The sequence below is a fragment of the Catenibacterium sp. RTP21428st1_D7_RTP21428_210409 genome (assembly GCF_040227455.1).
GTDB lineage: Bacteria > Bacillota_I > Bacilli_A > Erysipelotrichales > Coprobacillaceae > Catenibacterium > Catenibacterium mitsuoka_A.
The window spans coordinates 1-18,549 of record NZ_JBEHVX010000021.1; the positions used below are offsets into that span (position 1 = coordinate 1).

The following is an 18,549-nucleotide window of genomic DNA, read 5'->3' on the forward strand; positions in this document are numbered from 1 at the left end:
GACAAATAGTCTATATCCTGAATATTTCTGCTCCACACTTCTCTTAAATCGTTACCTGTAGATTATGGGTATTCAAATAATTTTTTCTAGTTTTTTGAATTTTATTGAAATTAAGTATAGAGTTTTCTACAATAATCATAGAGGAACTTAAGTAATCTTAAGTCATTCCTTAAATAAAAAAGCCTATTGAGATGCTCATCTCGCCAGGCTTTTTTATTCGTATAACATAATATTTATAAGGGGTTTCAATTAAAGTTTTTTATTTGTTTTTTTTTATTCATTTGCATTGATATCAGGAATTTATTAGTATACTTATAGAATGTTTTTTTCATAATATATTTTCCTTTTTGTCTGGCCTGTCTATTATTAGACAGGCTCTTTTTCTTGTATACATTCAAGTAAATCTACAGCTTCAATCTTATATAATCTTGATAAAGCTATTAGATTGGTGGTATTGGGTTCACTTGTTCCATTCTCCCATTTAGAGACAGCTTGTCTACTTACTCCTAATGTTTCTGCGACAAATTCCTGAGTCATATTACAACGCAAACGATTTTCTTTAAGAGCTTCTCCTAAAGATTCCGCATTGATTTTCTTCTCTTCTCTTATATCTTTAGAGTTAATATATTTCTTTAGAGCTTTCACTATTAATATGAAGAGATAGATGGATGAACAAAAGAAGAAAATCATAAATGCAATGTAAAGAATGGCAATAATATAACTAATCACTTCATAATACATATCTCTTTTCCTTTCTATGTTGTTCCATAGCACTTTATTTGATTTAAAGCACGTTGAGGAACTTCTGATTTTGATACAATCCTTTGGTCAGTAACTACGTTCTTTTTTGTTTTTAACTTAATGTAAGTTCCTGGACAGTAGGTGTTAATAAATGTGACAAGCTTTCTTTCTCCTAATGCATTAAAAGATACAAGAACATATTCTTTTCCAATAGGTTGTTTATGACCATAATCATCGATGAGCCATGATTCTCTATTCACATTACTACAAGGAATCTGTGTATAGTAGCAGTCAGATACAGTGTGGTCAGTACTTAAGTATCTCACTGCTGTAATTGTAACTATACTGATTAAAACGATAAATACAACCAATATGCCTTTCTTTTTCATAAAACCCCTCCAATCATTTTTTATTGAATAATAGAAAGAAAATAAGACTTCCGATGAGCAGGAAGTCTTATATGAGACAGGATTATAGGTATTAAGCAGGATGTGACAGAAGAACATGTTGACTACATATTGAAAGCTTTATTACATTATCCGGTTTTTATCTTCTGTATTCTAGGAAATTGAGAGTATCCGTATTTTTCATTTAATCCTATTATGAGTGGAAAGAAGTCGAGAAATGTCTGATTCCTTGGATTGAATAGCATAAAAAAAGAATAAGTAAAATAACCTATAACCCCAATATCTCATATTGGCATAACTATTCATTCTATGCAGTGCGTGACAAGTGGTTGATATAATAACTAGAGAGCATATCTCATAAAAGATATTTATTGGTACATTAGGTAGGAGAATAGCTGATGTCCATTTTGTGCAGGATCGTGTGAGAAGTCACGATATCATTAGGGCATGTCAACTTTCTTAATATCTTTCATCAGATTGTAAAGGTTCTAAGATACTTGTCTAATTTATAGGGTAAAAGTTGTTCCCCTCTACTATGCCATATATATCTCCTTGTTCAGATGTCGGTTCATAAAGGAAGGGGGATATATGGCATAGTACAATTCTTTTCTATGAATAGTGCCTCTACAAGTGTAGTCCTAAAAATCAGTTACCTCCACCAACTATCATGTAAACTTGAGTTGACATATGTTCTTTTCCCAGGAAATAAAAAAGCCCCAGAATAGGGGCTATACATCAATTTTCTAATAATGATGTAGAAGATGACATCGCAAAGACAAATGTTGAACCATTATGAATAAGTGATGTTGTACTTGCTGGTAAGATACCAAACATACCTAATAGAATCAATCCTGTGTTCAATGTACCTATTTTTCTATAGTTACTTTTTATACGTTTCATTAATAATGCTGATAATTGTTTAAATACCACAATTTCTTCTAGTGAAGAAGATGTTAATGTAACATCTGCAAGTTCTCTCGCAATATCTGAACTATCCTGTAAAGAGATAGAGACATCTGCACAAGATAAGGCTGGGGTATCATTGACACCATCACCTACCATAACAACTTTATGTCCTTCATCTCTTAATTTTTTGACATGGTTTGCTTTATCTTCAGGTAATACGCCTGCTAAGTAACCATCAATATTAAGTTCTTCCGCAATATGCTTAGCTGCATTCTCACTATCGCCTGTCAACATAATAATATTCTTAAAACCACTGCGTCTAATATTCATAATAGTTTCTTTTGCTTCTGGTTTAAGTGGATCATAAATAGAAATAATACCTGCGAGTTCTCCTCCTATTGCGAGGAATATCAAAGAACTGGCACCTTCACTTTGTAAGTTATTGATGAGTGTTTCTATTTCTTCTGTTTTAGTAATATGTTCATCTTCAAATACAAAATGATCACTACCGATAATAGCACGCTGATCACGATAAATAGTCGCAATACCATGCGCAATAATATACTTCACTTCAGCATGTTCTTCTTCATGATGCAACTGTTCAGATGATGCCTGTTTTACTATCGCATTAGCCACACTATGTGGGAAATGTTCCTCTAAACAAGCTGCAATACGTAATACTTCATCACGTGTATAGTTTCCTATTGGTGTCACTTTCTGTACAAATGGCTGCGCATTTGTAAGGTTACCTGTTTTATCAAAGACAATTGTATCTGCCTGATCCATTGCTTCTAGGTATTTACCACCCTTAACCATAACAGAATGGCGTCCTGCTTCCTGCATTGCACTAATAATAGAAATAGATGTAGAAAGCTTAATTGCACATGAATAATCTACAAGTAATACAGAAGAAGCACGTGTAAGATTTCTTGTCGCAAGAAGTAATCCAAAGAAAGCTACAAAACTATAAGGTACAATCGCATCAGCTAAATGTTCAGCACCTGATTGGATACCTGCTTTCAATGATTCGTTTGTATCAATCATATCTACAATCTTATTAATACGGCTTTCTAATTGTAAATTTCTTACCTTGATATAAATCTTTCCTTCTTCTACAACAGTACCTGCAAAGACAGAACTTCCTTGTTTAACCATCTTACTTAATGGTTCACCGGTAAAGCTTGATTCATTAATCATGGCTTCACCATTTACTACTTCACCATCTACTGGAACCATAGAACCTGTCTGTACGACTACAATATCTTCTTTCTGCAAGTGAGAAGTAGGAATCTGTTTTTCTTTTCCTTCTTCTAATACCCATACTTTATCAATATTGACAGACAATGTTTCTTTAAGCTTTAATGATGTTGTTTTCTTTGTATAGTCTTCAAGTAATGAAGAGATATTCAATAAGAACATGATATTACATGCTGTACCCCATTGTCCTGATAATAAAGAAACAGAGATACGTGTGGCATCAAGTACTGGTACATCAATACGTTTATGTACAAGAGAATAAAGTCCTTCTTTTACATAACGAATTGTATGATAAATAGTTAATCCGTTTCTTACTGGTAATGGTAATGGTAAAAACCATTTAGAAGCATATCTTCTTGCGATGATTGCGGTGAATTTACCAATGTATTGATCATTGATATCACGGTAATCTATAAGATATTTGTTTTCTTTAATGAGTTTTTCATAGAGTGTGTCATCAAAGTGAGGGATATCTAAAGAGTTGATTTTGTCAATCAAAGCATCTCTTTGATCAACACTGTAAGTGAACAAAATAGAACCTGTTCTTTCATTGACATCAGCTGATTCAACCATATCCCATTTACATAATGCGAAATGTAGGGCTAATGCCTTATTTCTAGAAAAGCGATAACGTCCATAACGTATTCTCATACGTCCTGGTATGTCATGTACTATACGATACTCTAACATTCTCTTATCACCTAAAAAATAGGAAATGACTATTTCCTATTTTGCTTCTTTCTTGCTTTTAGCTTCAGCATAGATATCTTTTGCGTCTTCTACGATTGTATCATATGATACAAGTGTCTGATCCTTTAACTGCATACCAGTCGCAACTGATTTTACTGCAGCTTTTCTTGCACAGTCACTCTTTGCGAACTTACTACCTGCCACTGTAGCGGCTACACCACCTACAAATGACCATAATAATTTGTTTTTAAATAAGTCTTTCATATTCTTTTCCTCCTATATTAGTCCTAACTAACAAAATTATAATGACACTATAGAGAAGGTTTGTGAACAAAAATGTTAGAGTTTGTTAGAGAAGCATAATCAAGGTGCCAAATACTATTAGTATTAATCCAAGTAATGATTTCTTAGAGAGTTTCTCATGGAAAATAAGATAAGAGAATAATACAGTAAATAGAATACTCAACTTATCTATAGGAGTAACTAGACTTGCTGGTCCACTTTGCAAGGCATGATAGAAGCATAACCAGGATCCTCCTGTAGCTAAGCCTGATAACATAATAAAGAGATATTCTTTCTTAGGAATACTCTTCATATTCATTTGACTATGCGTCGCAAAAACCACAATCCAGCTCATAATAAGTACAACACTTGTACGAATAGCTGTTCCTAGGTTACTTTCAATATTTGTGATTCCTATCTTACCAAGTATAGTCGTCAAACTTGCAAAAATAACTGAAAGCACAGCATAAAGTAACCAGGCATTATTTGTCTGTTTATTATCTTCTTTCTTTTCTACCATTAAATATGTACCTGTTGTAAGAATGATCGTACCTATGATCTTATATACTGTGACACTTTCTTTGAAGAATATAAGAGAAAGAATAATCGTCAATACAACACTTGTCTTATCTACAGCTGTAACTTTATTGATATTTCCTTGCTGTAACGCCTTAAAGTAACATAACCAGCTCACTCCAGTAGATATTCCAGAAAGAATTAAGAATAGAAATGTCTTATGGGTGATTGTATGGATTGTATCAAATGAGCCAACTATTCCTACCATGATCCATGAAAAGATGAGTACGACAATAGTACGTAATGCAGTGGCTAGATGAGAGTTTGTATGTTCAATACCACATTTTGCAAGTACTGCAGTGAGACCTGCAAAAAAGGCAGAACCAAATGCATAAAGTATCCACATAAAAAAGCCTCCTTATAATACTATTATAGGAGGCTAAAATGAATTTGTTTAGAATTCTTTGATAGCTTTGATTACATCTTCTACAGTTAAATGGAATTCCTTGAATAAGTCTGCTGGCTTACCTGAAGCACCAAATGTATCCATAGTGACATATTTGCCCTTGAATCCTGCGAATTCACCCCAAGATAAACGGCTTCCTGCTTCTACAATAATTCTATTTTCTACACATGATGGTAAAATAGATTCTTTGTATTCTTCAGACTGTTCTCTAAATAATTCCTGACAAGGCATAGAAACGATTCTGATATTTAAGTCAGGGTCTTTTAATTGTTCTTTAGCTTTGACTGCTAAGTCTACTTCTGAACCTGATGCAATGATGATGATATCTGGCTTACTCATACAATCATCAATAATATAACCACCTCTTAAGGCACCTTTATTACTTCCTACCATCTTAGGTAAGTCCTGTCTAGAAAGGATGAGTGATGTAGGTGTTTCTTTTGAACTCATTGCGACATACCAGCCTGCTTTTGTTTCAAATTCATCACATGGTCTAAATACATACATGTTAGGCATTGCACGAAGCATAGTCAACTGTTCTACTGGTTCATGTGTTGGTCCATCTTCCCCTACACCAATACTGTCATGAGTAAATACATAAGTAAGTGGAAGCTTCATTAATGAAGATAAACGAGCCATAGGTTTTACATAGTCACTAAATACAAAGAATGTAGCCACATATGCTTTTAATCCACCATACAACATTAAACCATTACCTACTGCAGCCATAGCCTGTTCTCTTACCCCAAAGTGAATATTACGTCCACCATAGTTGTCTGCACTGAATTCACCTTCGCCATTTAATACTGTCTTATTAGAAGGTCCTAAGTCAGCTGAACCACCAATGAAGTTAGGGGCAAAGTTCTTAATAAGGTTCATTGTTTCACCACTTGCAGCTCGTGTTGCAATATTGTGATGTTTATTAGCCCAGAATAATGGGTTATCCTTGAAGATTCTTGCAAAGTCAGGGTTAAAATACTGTTCCCATACAATCTTCATTTCTGGATATTCTTCAAAGTATTTATCCTGCATAGAAGTCCATGCATCATATAAATCATCTACACGTTTTTGTGTAGAAGCTAGATAATCATATACTTCTTCTGGTACATAGAATTCTTCCTGTGGAAGACCAAGTTTTTCTTTAAGTGCTTTGATGCTGTCTACACCAAGTGGTGCACCATGAGTGCTTTCTGAACCTTCATTTGGACTATCTTTACCGATTGTAGTCTTGATTTCAATGAACTTAGGTTTACCTTTAATAGTTTTTGCTTTTTCTAATGCAGCAAGTACTTCATCTAAGTTATCTCCATCTTCTACAGTTAATGTTTCAAAACCAAATGCCTTTACTCTGTCTGATACATTTTCTGTAAATGTGATGTTTGTATTACCTTCGATAGAAATGTTGTTTGAATCATATAAGATGATGAGCTTTTCTAACTTAAGTGTACCGGCAAGTGATAATGCTTCTGAAGAAATACCTTCCATCATACATCCATCACCAGCTAATGCATAAACATAATGATCAAATAGATCATAACCTGGTTTATTAAATACAGTGGCTAAATGAGCCTGACCCATTGCCATACCAACAGCCATGCCTAAGCCCTGTCCTAGTGGACCTGTAGTGGCATCTACACCTACTGTATGTCCATATTCTGGATGTCCTGGTGTAAGTGAACCTAACTGTCTAAACTGCTTTAAATCATCCATAGTTAAGCCATAACCATATAGATGTAATAAGCTATAAAGCATGCTTGAACCATGTCCTGCTGATAAAATAAAACGGTCTCTGTTAATCCATTCAGGATGCTTTGCACTATGGTTTAATACCTGTGACCATAATACATGAGTGAACCCAGCAGCCCCTAAAGGAAGTCCTGGATGTCCTGAATTTGCTTTCTGAATCATATCTGCACAAAGTGCTTTAATCGTATATACTGTTTTTTGATCAATCTTGTTCATTTTCGTTTATTTTCTCCCATTCATCATTGTTAAATATTATACCTGTTCTCTTTTTGTGAATGCAAGATATTTAGTACTTCACATTCCAATTCATTGCAGCATTATATAAGAAATACAGGCCATACATTAAGCAGCCTTCATCAAAAATAGTGGCTTTGTTATGAAGACCATAAATATAACCATCCTGTTTACATCCTGCAGCAAGAGTAACAAAGAGTGAAGGTACATTGGCAGTAATATGGCCAAAGTCTTCTGAGATAGTAAGAGGAAGTTCTAACTTCTTGATATAACCACCAAATACATCTTTTTCTACATCCATAATAGATTTAAGTAATGCAGGATCATTATAGACACTTGGTGCCTGCTGTAAAATTGTGATACCTGCCTGGGCATGATACATAGAAGCAATACTTTGAACTAACTCATTCACTCTACCCATAATATATTCCTGATCATCTGGACGATAACTTCTTAAAGAACATTTCATATAGGCTTTTTCTGGAATAATATTATGTGCTTTACCTGCATTCATAATACCAATTGTAAGTACATCATCATGACTCATGCTGATTTCTTTAGGAATGATTTCTTGTAATTGCTGGTATATATGAACAGCCACACGCAGTGCGTCAATACCTTTTTCTGGCATAGAACCATGTGAACTCTTACCTGTAATATTAATTTCAAAGATTGTAGACGCTGTTGTCATCGCTTTACGGATTGTACGTATAGTTCCTGTCTTATCTTCTGTTGCAGGCATAACATGTAACCCTACTGCAGCATCAACACGAGGATACTTTAATACCCCATCTTCAATCATCATCTTACAACCCACTAGTCCTTCTTCATGAGGCTGGAAAACAATCTTGATCTGCCCTTTTAGTTTCTTTTCATTCTGTTTTAATAGTTTGGCACACATCAACATCATAGATGCATGCATATCATGTCCACAGGCATGCATAGATCCATTAATAGATTTAAAAGGTAAGTTTGTATGTTCTACTAAAGGTAATGCATCCATATCACTTCTAAGTAAAAGAATCTTCTTATCATGAGGTCCTACAAGTATTTCAATACTTCCTCCTGGATTCACAATAATATTCTCATAACCATACATTTCAAGCAGTTTCACTATATATTCCTGTGTCTGAGGAAGAGGATGACCTACTTCTGGATGTTCATGAAAATGTCTTCTCAGTCGTATTAATTCCTGTTCGATATCCTTGTTGTTTGATATCCATTTTTCTATCTTTTCCATAACTTACACCTACTTTTCCATTTCTTGAATAATACGTCTTGTATTAATAATCTTCTGTGCATATTCCTCTTTATTACGTTTCACTAATCCATAGTAAAGAAGATCAACAGCAATAAATGCAGCCATATCTTCTTCTGGATGTGATAAAAAACTTTTCCCTTTTTTATAATTACCCTTTAAAAAAGTATACCATGATTTTCTTTTTTATCGCATTTTTTATGCCATAATACAAAAATTATGCATGATTTAATAATTTTTTATCATTTTATAACATTTTTTATTATCTTCCGATAATTCATTTTATCATGAATATATAGTCTGTTTTTTCGCTTATTCCGATAAACATACATGATATTTTAATGTTATGATGATAATTTCTTATTGACATGACTGTTTTCTATTCGTATAATGCAGTCATACCAGAAAGGTAAAAAGAAAACATAAACATGATAAAGGGGGAGTGCTTATGGCAAAGGTTTTAACTGAAGTTTTTGGTATATGGTATTTAATTGGTGCCGCGTTTGTATTCTTTATGCAGGCAGGCTTCGCAATGGTTGAAGCAGGGTTCACCCGTGCTAAGAATGCCGAAAATATCATCATGAAGAACTTGATGGATTTCTGTTTAGGAACTGTTGCTTTTCTTATTGTAGGTTATAGCTTCTTATGTGGGAGTGATGTAGCTAACGGATTTATTGGATGGGTTGGTTTTGAAAATGGTCCATTAACTAACTTTGCATCAACTGATTGGTCTAGCTTCGTATTCAACTTAGTATTCTGTGCAACTGCAGCTACTATCGTATCTGGAGCCATGGCAGAAAGAACTAAGTTCTTAAGTTATTGTATTTATTCATTCGTTGTAAATTTGTGGCGAAAAAATCACACGCTTGCGTGTGGGATGAAAGCCACATTTTACTTGATAAATACTTAGAAAAATGATATATAATCTATGTATATTAAAGTATAGAAAGTAAACAGATCATTAGTAAAAGTAACTATGATATAAACACACATACAACAAAACAACCATCACTGTAATCAGAAAAATCCTAATAATACTGCACATATAGCGAACAATAATAACCATGCAGAACAGTGCAACTCTGATAATTCAACATATCATTCAAGTTGTGGAAAAAAGTAATGACAAGAACTAAAAGTGACAATGTACAAATAAATATTTCCATTCCTGCTGGATGGAAAACAGAACTTGAGAACCCTGCACGTATCTATTCTGTTGAGGAAGGTGAGAGTATCATATTTCTTGACTTGTTGCATAGAGGAATTCAGAAAATATAAATTAGGTGAACAAGACAGTGAAGAACAATATCATAGTGCTTCGTATTGAAAATATCTGATACAGTATCACATCATCAGGTATTCTAAATTCATATTTCTGGTATTAAAAGGTAATGTAGAGGAAATATTGAAACAGATATTACAGAAAAATCTATTATCACATTAAGGCTCTTGAAGTGAAGCCTGACCATATACATGTCTTTGTAGATGTACCACAAACTGCTGCTCCCTGTGATGTTGTAGGAACTTTTAAAGATATAAGTGCTATTGAACTATTCAAGGCATTTCCGCAATTAATACAATTCTGCAGGATGTGGTATTTTATGGTCTAGAGGATATTTTGTATCTACAGTAATTAGGATAATATTAAGGAGCAGAAAAATGATAACTGATAAAGAACATAAAAGACATCTTAAACAATTTCATAAGCTTTCTGATAGACATATCTTAGCTGCTGAAACTGATATGTCTTCTTCTGATATACAAAAAGTTGTAAAGCTATCGAATAAAATCAGAAAAGCAGGCAATGAACTTGTAGGTCTTATGAGAAAGAATTATAACCAGCTTATGCGTACAAAGAGATACCGTAAATTACTGTTTCTTTATGGTGATTCTAAAGATAAGGATAAAAGAAGAACTTATGCTAAACAACTTAATGAAATGCAGAAAGCTTATAATATTACATGGGAATACTGCAGAACGTCCATGATTCCAATAGGCAAGAAATATGGTGTAGACGCTGTATTCGCTCTGACTAAAGCCGAAGATATATGGCGTGGTATTGAGAAATGCTTATATGGTAATGGTAATGCCATTCATTTCTCAAGATATGGAGAACTGCCTTGTATTCGTGCAAAGCAGATCAATCGTGGTATACCTATATCCGTCACAGATAATAAGCTACAGTTCAAACTTGGCAGGATGGTATTTGGAATACAAATAAATGATAGATTCCAGCAGGATGAAGTAGATGCGGTTTTATCATATCTTGCTGAATCTGAGATTCTGGATGACAGGGCTGTTAAAACTCTTATTAAAGATGGCTGTTGCATAGATACATACAGACCCTGCTATGCTACGCTTGTTCCCAGGATGATAAGAGGTAAATACAGAGTATATCTGCATCTTACTATCGAGGGTAAAGCAAAGCCAAAATATGATAAGCATGGCAATCCAAGACATAAATATGGCAAAGGAATGATCGGTGCTGATATTGGTACACAGACAGTTGCTTATACATCTGATACGGAAGTCGGTCTAAAAAACCTTTCAGAGCGCGGCAACAGTATTCAGACTTCTGAGAGAAAAGAACGTCTGCTTCACCGTGCTATGGACAGGTCAAGACGTGCAACTAATCCGCAGAATTATAATGATGATGGTACTGTTAAAAAAGGCTGTAAAACCTGGAAATATTCAAATCATTATAAGAAATTAAAAGAAAAGCACTCTGAATTATGTCGCATCAATGCCATAAACAGACAGCTTGCAATAAATGAAGACGCTAACCATTTAAGAAGTCTTGGAGATGTATTTATCACAGAACCTAAAAATGCAGGCAGGCTTATGAGACGAGCCAAAGAAACTACGGTTAATAGTAAAGGCAAGTTTAATAGGAAAAAGCGCTTTGGCAGATCCATAAAGAATAGATGTCCTTCTGGGTTTCAAGCTGCTGTAGAACAGAAATTCAAGGTATCAGGTGGTATATATATTGAAGTATCTAATGATTATAGAGCCTCACAGTACGACCATACTATTGATGACTATATTAAAAAGAAACTATCTGACCGAATGTATAAGCTTCAAGATGGTACTGAGGTACAAAGAGACTGGTATTCATCATTCCTATTATACTGTTACGATTACAGAACCAAAGATATAGATAAAAACAAATGTATTTCTGAATTTGATAAGTGTTATAACAAAGAAAAAGCTCTAATCGAATGGATTAAGGTTAACGAGATCAAGGTATTAAATAGCGGAATTAAGATAGCGTAAAACATATTCAGGGAGATTGACTATACTTCCTTACGAAAGTAGAAATTTACCGTTAATGTGGTCGCTGGACTGCTTGGTAATGAAAGTTCTGATTCAAATAGATTTACACTTGTAACTCCAAAGTCTGAAAATGATGTACGATTACAAGCTACACTTGGCAATCAGAACCCCACGGGCTTGCCCGTGGGAGTAGTCAGATTATTAATTTAAAGATGGTACAGGAAATCACAAAAGATTTAGCACTTCTTGTAGATGGTACTTCTATTCCTATTAGCCGTAGTTACTATAAGGCTTTAAAAGATCGAATTAATAATCTTATTCCATGAACAAAGGACGATTAGATCACATGATTTAATCGTCCTTTATTTCAATTCTTTCCTTTACCTAATCACTTTATTTCATCTTTTATAACTTGAATATACTCCAAGTCTATTTAGTCACCCAGAAACTCAATGGTGTTTTTTACTTATATAATGCATTGTAAAGTTTTAATAATTGGTCATCTCTATTCTTAATTGCTTCATGATCTTTTCCATCATGATAATCATAGAATCCTTGCTGAGTTTTAATTCCAAAATGACCTGATTCATAAAGTTCAGCTAATTCATGTGGTACCTTTTTATCATTACATAAGTCTTCCATTAGATAATCGCTAATATGGTAAAAAGTATCTAATCCACCAAAGTCTGCTACTTCTAGCGGACCTAAACAAGCATATCTAAATCCCAAGCCATATTTCATTACTGCATCTATATCTTCTTTAGATATAACACCCTGTTCTACTAGATACAGTGCTTCTCTTAATACCGCAAATTGAATTCTATTCGCTGCAAATCCTAATACATCCTTCTGCACAATAACAGGCTTTTTACCAATCTGAATACTTAAATCCTTAACTGCCTGTGCAACGCTTTCTAAAGTATGATCACCTTTAATAATTTCTATGAGAAGAATTAAATGTGAAGGATTAAACCAATGCATTCCTATGAAACGTTCTGGTTTATACACAGCTGATGCTAATGTATTAATAGAAATACCTGAGGTATTTGTGGCAAGAATCGTATCTTCTCTTACAATCTTAGATATTTCTTTATAGAAACTTTGTTTAATCTCTACCTTTTCAATAATACTTTCAACAACTAAATCACAATTTTTAAAGCATGATTTATTTGTTGTATAAGTTAAATGCTGGTGTAGTTTTTCTTCTTCTTCAATTGCGAGTTCATGCTCTTCTATAAGAATCTTTGTATTTTCCTGGATTCTATTTCTCGCATTCTCAATGGCTTCATCCTTCAAGTCATAGATAGTAACATCAAAGTTATACTTAGCAAAAATCTGAGCCATTGAATAACCCATTGTACCAGCACCTGCAATGACTATATTCTTAATATCCATTAGTCAATCTCCATTTCTAATAAGGCACTACCTAAAGTTTTACCATGCATATCTACAGCAAGTGATCTAGTAACACCACCACCTAATGCATCTTCCATTACAAAGTTTAAAGCACTGATAGTAGGCATTTCATATCTAGTAATCTTCCCATGCACAATATCCTTAAAATAATCCTTAAGCTTTTCTTCTGTCACTTTTTCTTTAATAAGTTCATAGTCTTCATCTTTATATGCAATAACTGAAATAACAGAAATATTTCCTTTATCACCTGTTCTAGAATGCGCAATTTCTTTTAATAGCATAGTCTATACCTCCAAGTATCCTACAGTAATATGAAAATGTTCAGTAGGAATCAAAATAGATGCAATACTTACGATATCTTTAATTGTTTTAACTGCTCCTCCTCCACCAGAAGGACCATTTGTATAAAGAGCTTCTACTTCATTTCCGACAAGTCCTGCTTCTTCCTTACTCTTCACTCTAGCGGCTACTCTTAATCTAATTTCATTTGGTACATACTGTCCCATTCCATCAGAGATGCTATCCATATATAAAGAATTCAAGCCAATATAATCGAAACGTACTTCTTCAGCCTTTAAACCTATCATTTCAAAACGATGTTCTAGTACTTCTTTTGCAAGTTTTGCTTTAGCAAGCGCATTTCTTCCCCCGTAACTGATTTGTCCTTCGCCAATATAACAATCATGGTAACCAACACTTGTCTTATAATAACCATTTGGTGCTTTACCACTCGCATTTTCTATTCTTACTTCATTTTCACCAATCTGTTTTACAGTAATTTGAGAGAAATCTGCAATAACATCTGGTGTAAAGTAATTCTCCGGATCCTGAATTTCATAGAGAGACTGTTCCTTAACAGTTTCTGTTGTGACAATACCACCAGTATTTGGAAGCTTTGATACAACACCATCTCCATTTTCATCTACTTCAATAATTGGGAATCCTAAATTCCACAGTTCAGGTACATCTTTATAACCCGGATCAGCAAAATAACCACCTGTCACTTGTCCAGCACATTCTAATAAATGTCCTACCCAAGTCCCTTTTCCTAGCTTTTCATAATCATCCATAGACCATCCAAATTCATACACTAATGGGCCTAAGCTAAGAGATGGATCAGCCACTCTTCCCGTAATAACGATATCCGCATTATTCTTTAACGCTTCTACAATACCAACGCAACCAATATAACCATTTGCGGATAATACTTCACCATCAATAGCTGATAAAGGTTTCTTAGTTTCCATAGTGACATATTCCTGATAGTCTTCTAGTTTATCTGATACATCATCACCTTCAACATAAGCAATCTTTAGATTAGTTAATCCTTTATCTTTTGCCATTTCCTGACACTTTAATGCAGCATAATAAGGATTCGCTGCGCCCATATTAGTAATAACTTTAACTTTATGTTCCTTTAATGCATCTAAAATACGATCAAAACGATATTCAAATAATGCATTATATCCTTTTGTAGGATCTTCCATTTTAGCTTTCTGAGCTAGAGAGATAGTTCTTTCAGCTAAGCATTCAAAAATAATATAATCAAGATTTCCTCTTTTGATTAAGTCAATAGCAGGTTCAATACGGTCTCCCGCATAACCTGCACCACTGCCAATTCTTATTTTCTTCATAATAATATCCACCTGTACAAAAAGTGCTGATTATTCAGCACTTTCTCCTTCTTTTAAGAATTGATTATCATATGCTTTCATGAACGGTGCTGCAATAATAATATCTAATACTAATAACCCAAACCATACAAAGACTGCTTTAATATCCATTGATGCAAGCCAAGCTTGTAATGGACCAGGGATTGTAAATGGTAATGAAATATAGAATTTCTTTAGGAATCCACAACTCATAAGTGTATAAGCAATAGCAACATTCAAATTGTTACAGATATAGAAGATAATGAGTGTAAATGGGTTTAATACTGTTGGTAAACCAAAGATGACTGGTTCATTAATGTTGAATGCTGTTGAAACAACCGCAATCTTCGCAATAGATTTTGATTGTGATGCTTTAGAGAACAATAATAAACAAAGCACTACTGCCATATATGAAATATAACCACCATATACAGTATTAAATGCACCTGCAAAAATAAATGGAAGTTCTTTACCTGCTGCATAGGCTTCAGCATTCATAGCAAGAGCTGCTGTTGTAACTGGAGTAACAACAACACCTAACATGTTTCCACCATGAATACCAAAGAACCAGAAAGTTGTCATCAATAAGTTAATGATAATAATAGACTGTAATGAACCTGTTGCTGATAATAGTGGCTGGAAAATCGCATAGATTAATCCTGAAAATCCTGTACCTACAAAAGTAGTACATAATGCATCAATAGCCATAAAGAATACTAAACTTGCTACACCTGGAATTAATACATTGAAAGGTGCTGCAACATTTGGTGGCACTGAATCTGGTAAACGAATAACAAGATTCTTCTTCATAAAGAAATGATTGATTTCAATAACACAAATCGCAACTAAGATTGCTGTAAACATTCCACTTGCACCAATGTTGGTTAATGGAATCGCTGTTACTGTTGCTTCACCTGCTGTGAACGCTGTAGGAATACCAGCCACACATAAATATACTAGTAAAGTTGTAATGAGATTAGAGATTGTATCCATCTTATAGTATTTACATAGACGATACGCAACACCAAGTACAACATAAATTGAAATAGCTCCAATTGTTAAATTGTATGGAATCATAAGTGTTGTTTTAAAAGTTGCTGCGAGATCACGTCATGCACATAAAATTGTTGTTAATATATTAGTTGCTTTTACTGAAGCATCTACTGGAGGCATTGCAAATAAAATCGCAAAACCACCGATAATTGTTACTGGCACTAGAATTGTTAATCCATCACGAACAGCAGCTAAATGTCTCTGTTGTGAGATTTTCATTGCTACAGGAACAACATATTTTTCTAGTACTGCTTGAAACTTATTCATAAATCCTGAATTTTTTTTGTTCATAAATAATCCTCCTCACTTGTGTCATGTTTTATAACCGGTTTCATTTGACACATCTAGCATAGCATGAAATGAATAGCTATGCAATATTTATTTTTAATTTTTGAATTTGCTTTCATTTTAGATAAGTATGTGCTATACTTGCAATTGCAAGGAGGTAAACATATGCAAACTGGTTATAATAAATTAAACATTACACCTAAAAAGGCAGTACGTATTGCTGGATATAATAGAAAAGAATTATCTAAAGGTGTATTGGATCCAATAGAAATTAACTCTTTAGTCATTAAAGAGGATAAACAAACAATTATTATCTCTATTCTAGATTCTATTATTATTGAGGATAGTGTGATTTTATCTGTTAAACAGGCTATTTTTGATAAATATGGTATTCCATTTGAACAAATAGTTATAGGCTGTATTCATACACACTCTGCGCCTGCCTACTTTAAACCATTTTTTGAAAATGTATATATTGATCCAGAATTACAGCGCAATCTTATTAAATCCTTTATTGAAAGTATTTCTTTAAGTATGAATTCTTTAGAGGATTCTTTTCTAACAATGGAAAAAACGGAGATAGAAGGTCTCTATGGTAATCGAAACAACAAGAATGGTATTGCAGATAAGAGTGTTCATGTTATTCATTTTATGAATAGCCATTCAAAAAAGGACATCTGTTCATTCATTCAGATGTCTTGTCACCCTACTATTTTAAATGGTTCTAATTTAAAGTTATCTGCCGATCTACTTGGATGGGTTCGTCAAAAGTATCAGCAAAAGACAAATGTTCCATGTATGATTGTTAATGGATACTGTGGTGATGTCTCTACTCGTTTCTATCGTGAACTTAAAGGCGAAGATGAATTAGAGAGAGTATCATCTTCAGTCATTAATCAGATGAATCATTTACATACATTAGACACTAATACTGAAGGATTAAAATTCACTACAGTCGAAAAGAAATATTCCTATAATGGACAGACAGACTCTTTTGTACAAAGTGAAATTCCTCATCTTAAAGAGATAATTGCTCAATCTGACGATACTTCAAAATTGGCTATGTCTAAAATGTTACTTCATAATCTAGAATTTAAAGCAAGTAAAGGGAAAATGACATTAAACCTTTATAGTCATATCATTAAACTTGGTAATATTCTTTTGATTTCTCTCCCAGGAGATATTACTGCTGCTTTAGGTCAAAGAATAGTGAATACATTTAAAGATTACCACGTTATTATAATGGGTTATTGTGAGAATTATTCTAACTATTTTGTCTGTAAGGAAGACTATGGGAAGTATTTTGAAACATACATTTCTCGTTTATCTAAAGGAAATGCGGATGATTTTATCCAGAGAGTTATTGATCAGACACATGCTTTATTAAAGTAAATTCTTTCGAATTTACTTTTTTTACATTATAATAAGAAAAGAAATTGAGGTGGTTATATGAACCCATTTGAAAAGATGGATTTAAAAAAGGATTCATTCACAAAAAAAGAACTTATGCTTTACGATGTACTGAAAGATAATTTACAGAATATTTTAAGTTTTTCTGCAAGTGACTTATCAAAACAATATAATATCTCACAATCTACGATTACTAGATTCTGTCAAAAAATCGGCTATGATGGATACAATGAGTTTAAGTTTGATGTATTTAGATCAGGAAAACAAGGAAATTCATCTAAAGACAATCTTTCTACTTTGGATGCATATATTAAGCTTATAGAAATACTTAAATCATCTATTGATTATCAACAACTTAATCAATTTGCATCTGATATTGTAAACGCAGAATCTATTATTATTCTTGGAATGCACAAAAGCGCGCTTCCTGCAAAACTGTTACAATATAACCTATTTAAATATGGCAAGAAGGCTATTTTCTTAGACTATGGAGACATTGTCAATGATTTTCAACAGTTAATAAATCAAGATGATATGGTTATTATCTATACAAATAGAGGAAATGTGCTTGGATCTATCAATACAACACTTAAAGATATGTCTAAGAAACTGTCTTTTAATCTATCTATTATTACTATGAATGATAAGCTTTCTATAAAAAAATATACAAACAACTATATCTGGCTTCCATCTACTATTAACCAAGGATTTCAGAATTATCTAGAAAATCAGGTTATATTCTTTATTTATACGGATATACTTACATCAGAAATAGCCAAATTAATGTAAAAATAGCACAAAGACTTAGACACCTAAATGTCTAAGTCTTTTATTATATCTTCAGATTCCACAAAACTAGGATCCATATGTGTTAAGAAATGCCACTCATCTGTATTTCTGTATAAGATGGCTTCGCCATCTTCAGAACCAAAATAAGCTCTCTCTACCTCATAT

General features: G+C 33.4%; 17 protein-coding genes and 2 pseudogenes. 7 read left to right on the forward strand and 12 right to left on the reverse strand.

The annotated features are described in order from the left end of the window. Positions 1 to 366: 366 nt before the first annotated feature. From ABUA27_RS04725 to ABUA27_RS04755, 7 genes are all read right to left on the reverse strand, one after another. The gene (locus tag ABUA27_RS04725; RefSeq protein WP_287845675.1) at positions 367 to 741 is read right to left on the reverse strand and encodes a helix-turn-helix domain-containing protein; all 375 of its coding nucleotides are present in this window, start codon (positions 739 to 741) and stop codon (positions 367 to 369) included. A 14-nt stretch (positions 742 to 755) separates the two neighbouring features. Beyond that, on the reverse strand, positions 756 to 1,130 hold the full coding sequence (locus tag ABUA27_RS04730) for a YxeA family protein (protein ID WP_161220243.1): 375 nt from the start codon (positions 1,128 to 1,130) through the stop codon (positions 756 to 758). Positions 1,131 to 1,883: 753 nt separating this feature from the next. After that, on the reverse strand, positions 1,884 to 4,001 hold the full coding sequence (locus ABUA27_RS04735; RefSeq protein ID WP_349820326.1) for a heavy metal translocating P-type ATPase: 2,118 nt from the start codon (positions 3,999 to 4,001) through the stop codon (positions 1,884 to 1,886). Positions 4,002 to 4,037: 36 nt separating this feature from the next. Beyond that, positions 4,038 to 4,265 carry a DUF6110 family protein gene (locus tag ABUA27_RS04740; RefSeq protein ID WP_288835310.1) on the reverse strand — a complete coding sequence of 76 codons (228 nt, stop codon included), beginning with the start codon at positions 4,263 to 4,265 and terminating at the stop codon, positions 4,038 to 4,040. Positions 4,266 to 4,350: 85 nt separating this feature from the next. After that, positions 4,351 to 5,205, reverse strand: a complete 855-nt coding sequence (locus tag ABUA27_RS04745) for an EamA family transporter (RefSeq protein WP_349820327.1) — start codon at positions 5,203 to 5,205, stop codon at positions 4,351 to 4,353. 48 nt (positions 5,206 to 5,253) lie between these two features. Beyond that, positions 5,254 to 7,227: a transketolase gene (tkt, locus tag ABUA27_RS04750; RefSeq protein WP_349820328.1), complete on the reverse strand. Its 1,974-nt coding sequence runs from the start codon at positions 7,225 to 7,227 to the stop codon at positions 5,254 to 5,256. 70 nt (positions 7,228 to 7,297) lie between these two features. Then, the gene (locus tag ABUA27_RS04755) at positions 7,298 to 8,485 is read right to left on the reverse strand and encodes a M20 metallopeptidase family protein (RefSeq protein WP_022424536.1); all 1,188 of its coding nucleotides are present in this window, start codon (positions 8,483 to 8,485) and stop codon (positions 7,298 to 7,300) included. 466 nt (positions 8,486 to 8,951) lie between these two features. On the opposite strand from ABUA27_RS04755, the pseudogene ABUA27_RS04760 reads away from it, so the two are divergent. From ABUA27_RS04760 to ABUA27_RS04780, 5 genes and pseudogenes are all read left to right on the forward strand, one after another. Further along, positions 8,952 to 9,350, forward strand: a pseudogene (locus ABUA27_RS04760) (ammonium transporter); the annotation flags it as partial. A gap of 607 nt (positions 9,351 to 9,957) precedes the next feature. Then, a complete protein-coding gene (locus tag ABUA27_RS04765) occupies positions 9,958 to 10,113 on the forward strand; it encodes a transposase (RefSeq protein WP_161220244.1) in 156 nt (51 codons plus the stop codon). Between the two features lie 49 nt (positions 10,114 to 10,162). Next, on the forward strand, positions 10,163 to 11,776 hold the full coding sequence (locus ABUA27_RS04770) for a hypothetical protein (RefSeq protein ID WP_349820329.1): 1,614 nt from the start codon (positions 10,163 to 10,165) through the stop codon (positions 11,774 to 11,776). A gap of 57 nt (positions 11,777 to 11,833) precedes the next feature. Beyond that, positions 11,834 to 11,986, forward strand: a complete 153-nt coding sequence (locus ABUA27_RS04775; protein WP_349820330.1) for a hypothetical protein — start codon at positions 11,834 to 11,836, stop codon at positions 11,984 to 11,986. 2 nt (positions 11,987 to 11,988) lie between these two features. Further along, positions 11,989 to 12,102 carry a hypothetical protein gene (locus tag ABUA27_RS04780; RefSeq protein WP_349820331.1) on the forward strand — a complete coding sequence of 38 codons (114 nt, stop codon included), beginning with the start codon at positions 11,989 to 11,991 and terminating at the stop codon, positions 12,100 to 12,102. Between the two features lie 136 nt (positions 12,103 to 12,238). Here ABUA27_RS04780 and ABUA27_RS04785 read toward each other — a convergent pair whose 3' ends face one another. The 5 genes and pseudogenes from ABUA27_RS04785 to ABUA27_RS04805 form a co-directional block, all read right to left on the reverse strand. After that, positions 12,239 to 13,171 (reverse strand): 3-hydroxyacyl-CoA dehydrogenase family protein, encoded by a 933-nt coding sequence (locus ABUA27_RS04785; RefSeq protein ID WP_349820332.1) that lies wholly within the window; start codon positions 13,169 to 13,171, stop codon positions 12,239 to 12,241. Next, a complete protein-coding gene (locus tag ABUA27_RS04790) occupies positions 13,171 to 13,473 on the reverse strand; it encodes an AtuA-related protein (protein WP_349820333.1) in 303 nt (100 codons plus the stop codon). Before ABUA27_RS04790 ends, ABUA27_RS04785 begins: the two co-directional genes overlap by 1 nt. Positions 13,474 to 13,476: 3 nt before the next feature. Next, entirely contained in the window at positions 13,477 to 14,826 is a 1,350-nt protein-coding gene (locus ABUA27_RS04795; protein WP_349820334.1) for an acyclic terpene utilization AtuA family protein, read from the reverse strand. A 30-nt stretch (positions 14,827 to 14,856) separates the two neighbouring features. Then, a pseudogene (locus ABUA27_RS04800) lies at positions 14,857 to 15,936 on the reverse strand (PTS sugar transporter subunit IIC); the annotation flags it as partial. A gap of 18 nt (positions 15,937 to 15,954) precedes the next feature. Beyond that, entirely contained in the window at positions 15,955 to 16,188 is a 234-nt protein-coding gene (locus ABUA27_RS04805; protein WP_349820335.1) for a hypothetical protein, read from the reverse strand. 162 nt (positions 16,189 to 16,350) lie between these two features. On the opposite strand from ABUA27_RS04805, the gene ABUA27_RS04810 reads away from it, so the two are divergent. Both ABUA27_RS04810 and ABUA27_RS04815 read left to right on the forward strand, forming a co-directional pair. Further along, positions 16,351 to 17,577: a hypothetical protein gene (locus tag ABUA27_RS04810; RefSeq protein WP_349820336.1), complete on the forward strand. Its 1,227-nt coding sequence runs from the start codon at positions 16,351 to 16,353 to the stop codon at positions 17,575 to 17,577. A gap of 57 nt (positions 17,578 to 17,634) precedes the next feature. Next, positions 17,635 to 18,384, forward strand: coding sequence for a MurR/RpiR family transcriptional regulator (locus tag ABUA27_RS04815; RefSeq protein WP_349820337.1), 750 nt, complete (start codon positions 17,635 to 17,637; stop codon positions 18,382 to 18,384). The last annotated feature ends 165 nt before the right edge of the window (positions 18,385 to 18,549 follow it).

What these genes read in the sequence shown, in the direction of transcription:
- ABUA27_RS04730 (WP_161220243.1), bottom strand. Translation starts at nt 1,130, where the DNA reads ATGAAAAAGAAAGGCATATTGGTTGTATTTATCGTTTTAATCAGTATA.
- ABUA27_RS04810 (WP_349820336.1), top strand. Translation starts at nt 16,351, where the DNA reads ATGCAAACTGGTTATAATAAATTAAACATTACACCTAAAAAGGCAGTA.
- ABUA27_RS04780 (WP_349820331.1), top strand. Translation starts at nt 11,989, where the DNA reads ATGGTACAGGAAATCACAAAAGATTTAGCACTTCTTGTAGATGGTACT.
- ABUA27_RS04755 (WP_022424536.1), bottom strand. Translation starts at nt 8,485, where the DNA reads ATGGAAAAGATAGAAAAATGGATATCAAACAACAAGGATATCGAACAG.
- ABUA27_RS04785 (WP_349820332.1), bottom strand. Translation starts at nt 13,171, where the DNA reads ATGGATATTAAGAATATAGTCATTGCAGGTGCTGGTACAATGGGTTAT.
- ABUA27_RS04790 (WP_349820333.1), bottom strand. Translation starts at nt 13,473, where the DNA reads ATGCTATTAAAAGAAATTGCGCATTCTAGAACAGGTGATAAAGGAAAT.
- ABUA27_RS04795 (WP_349820334.1), bottom strand. Translation starts at nt 14,826, where the DNA reads ATGAAGAAAATAAGAATTGGCAGTGGTGCAGGTTATGCGGGAGACCGT.
- tkt (WP_349820328.1), bottom strand. Translation starts at nt 7,227, where the DNA reads ATGAACAAGATTGATCAAAAAACAGTATATACGATTAAAGCACTTTGT.
- ABUA27_RS04725 (WP_287845675.1), bottom strand. Translation starts at nt 741, where the DNA reads ATGTATTATGAAGTGATTAGTTATATTATTGCCATTCTTTACATTGCA.
- ABUA27_RS04770 (WP_349820329.1), top strand. Translation starts at nt 10,163, where the DNA reads ATGATAACTGATAAAGAACATAAAAGACATCTTAAACAATTTCATAAG.
- ABUA27_RS04735 (WP_349820326.1), bottom strand. Translation starts at nt 4,001, where the DNA reads ATGTTAGAGTATCGTATAGTACATGACATACCAGGACGTATGAGAATA.
- ABUA27_RS04740 (WP_288835310.1), bottom strand. Translation starts at nt 4,265, where the DNA reads ATGAAAGACTTATTTAAAAACAAATTATTATGGTCATTTGTAGGTGGT.
- ABUA27_RS04805 (WP_349820335.1), bottom strand. Translation starts at nt 16,188, where the DNA reads ATGAACAAAAAAAATTCAGGATTTATGAATAAGTTTCAAGCAGTACTA.
- ABUA27_RS04815 (WP_349820337.1), top strand. Translation starts at nt 17,635, where the DNA reads ATGAACCCATTTGAAAAGATGGATTTAAAAAAGGATTCATTCACAAAA.
- ABUA27_RS04745 (WP_349820327.1), bottom strand. Translation starts at nt 5,205, where the DNA reads ATGTGGATACTTTATGCATTTGGTTCTGCCTTTTTTGCAGGTCTCACT.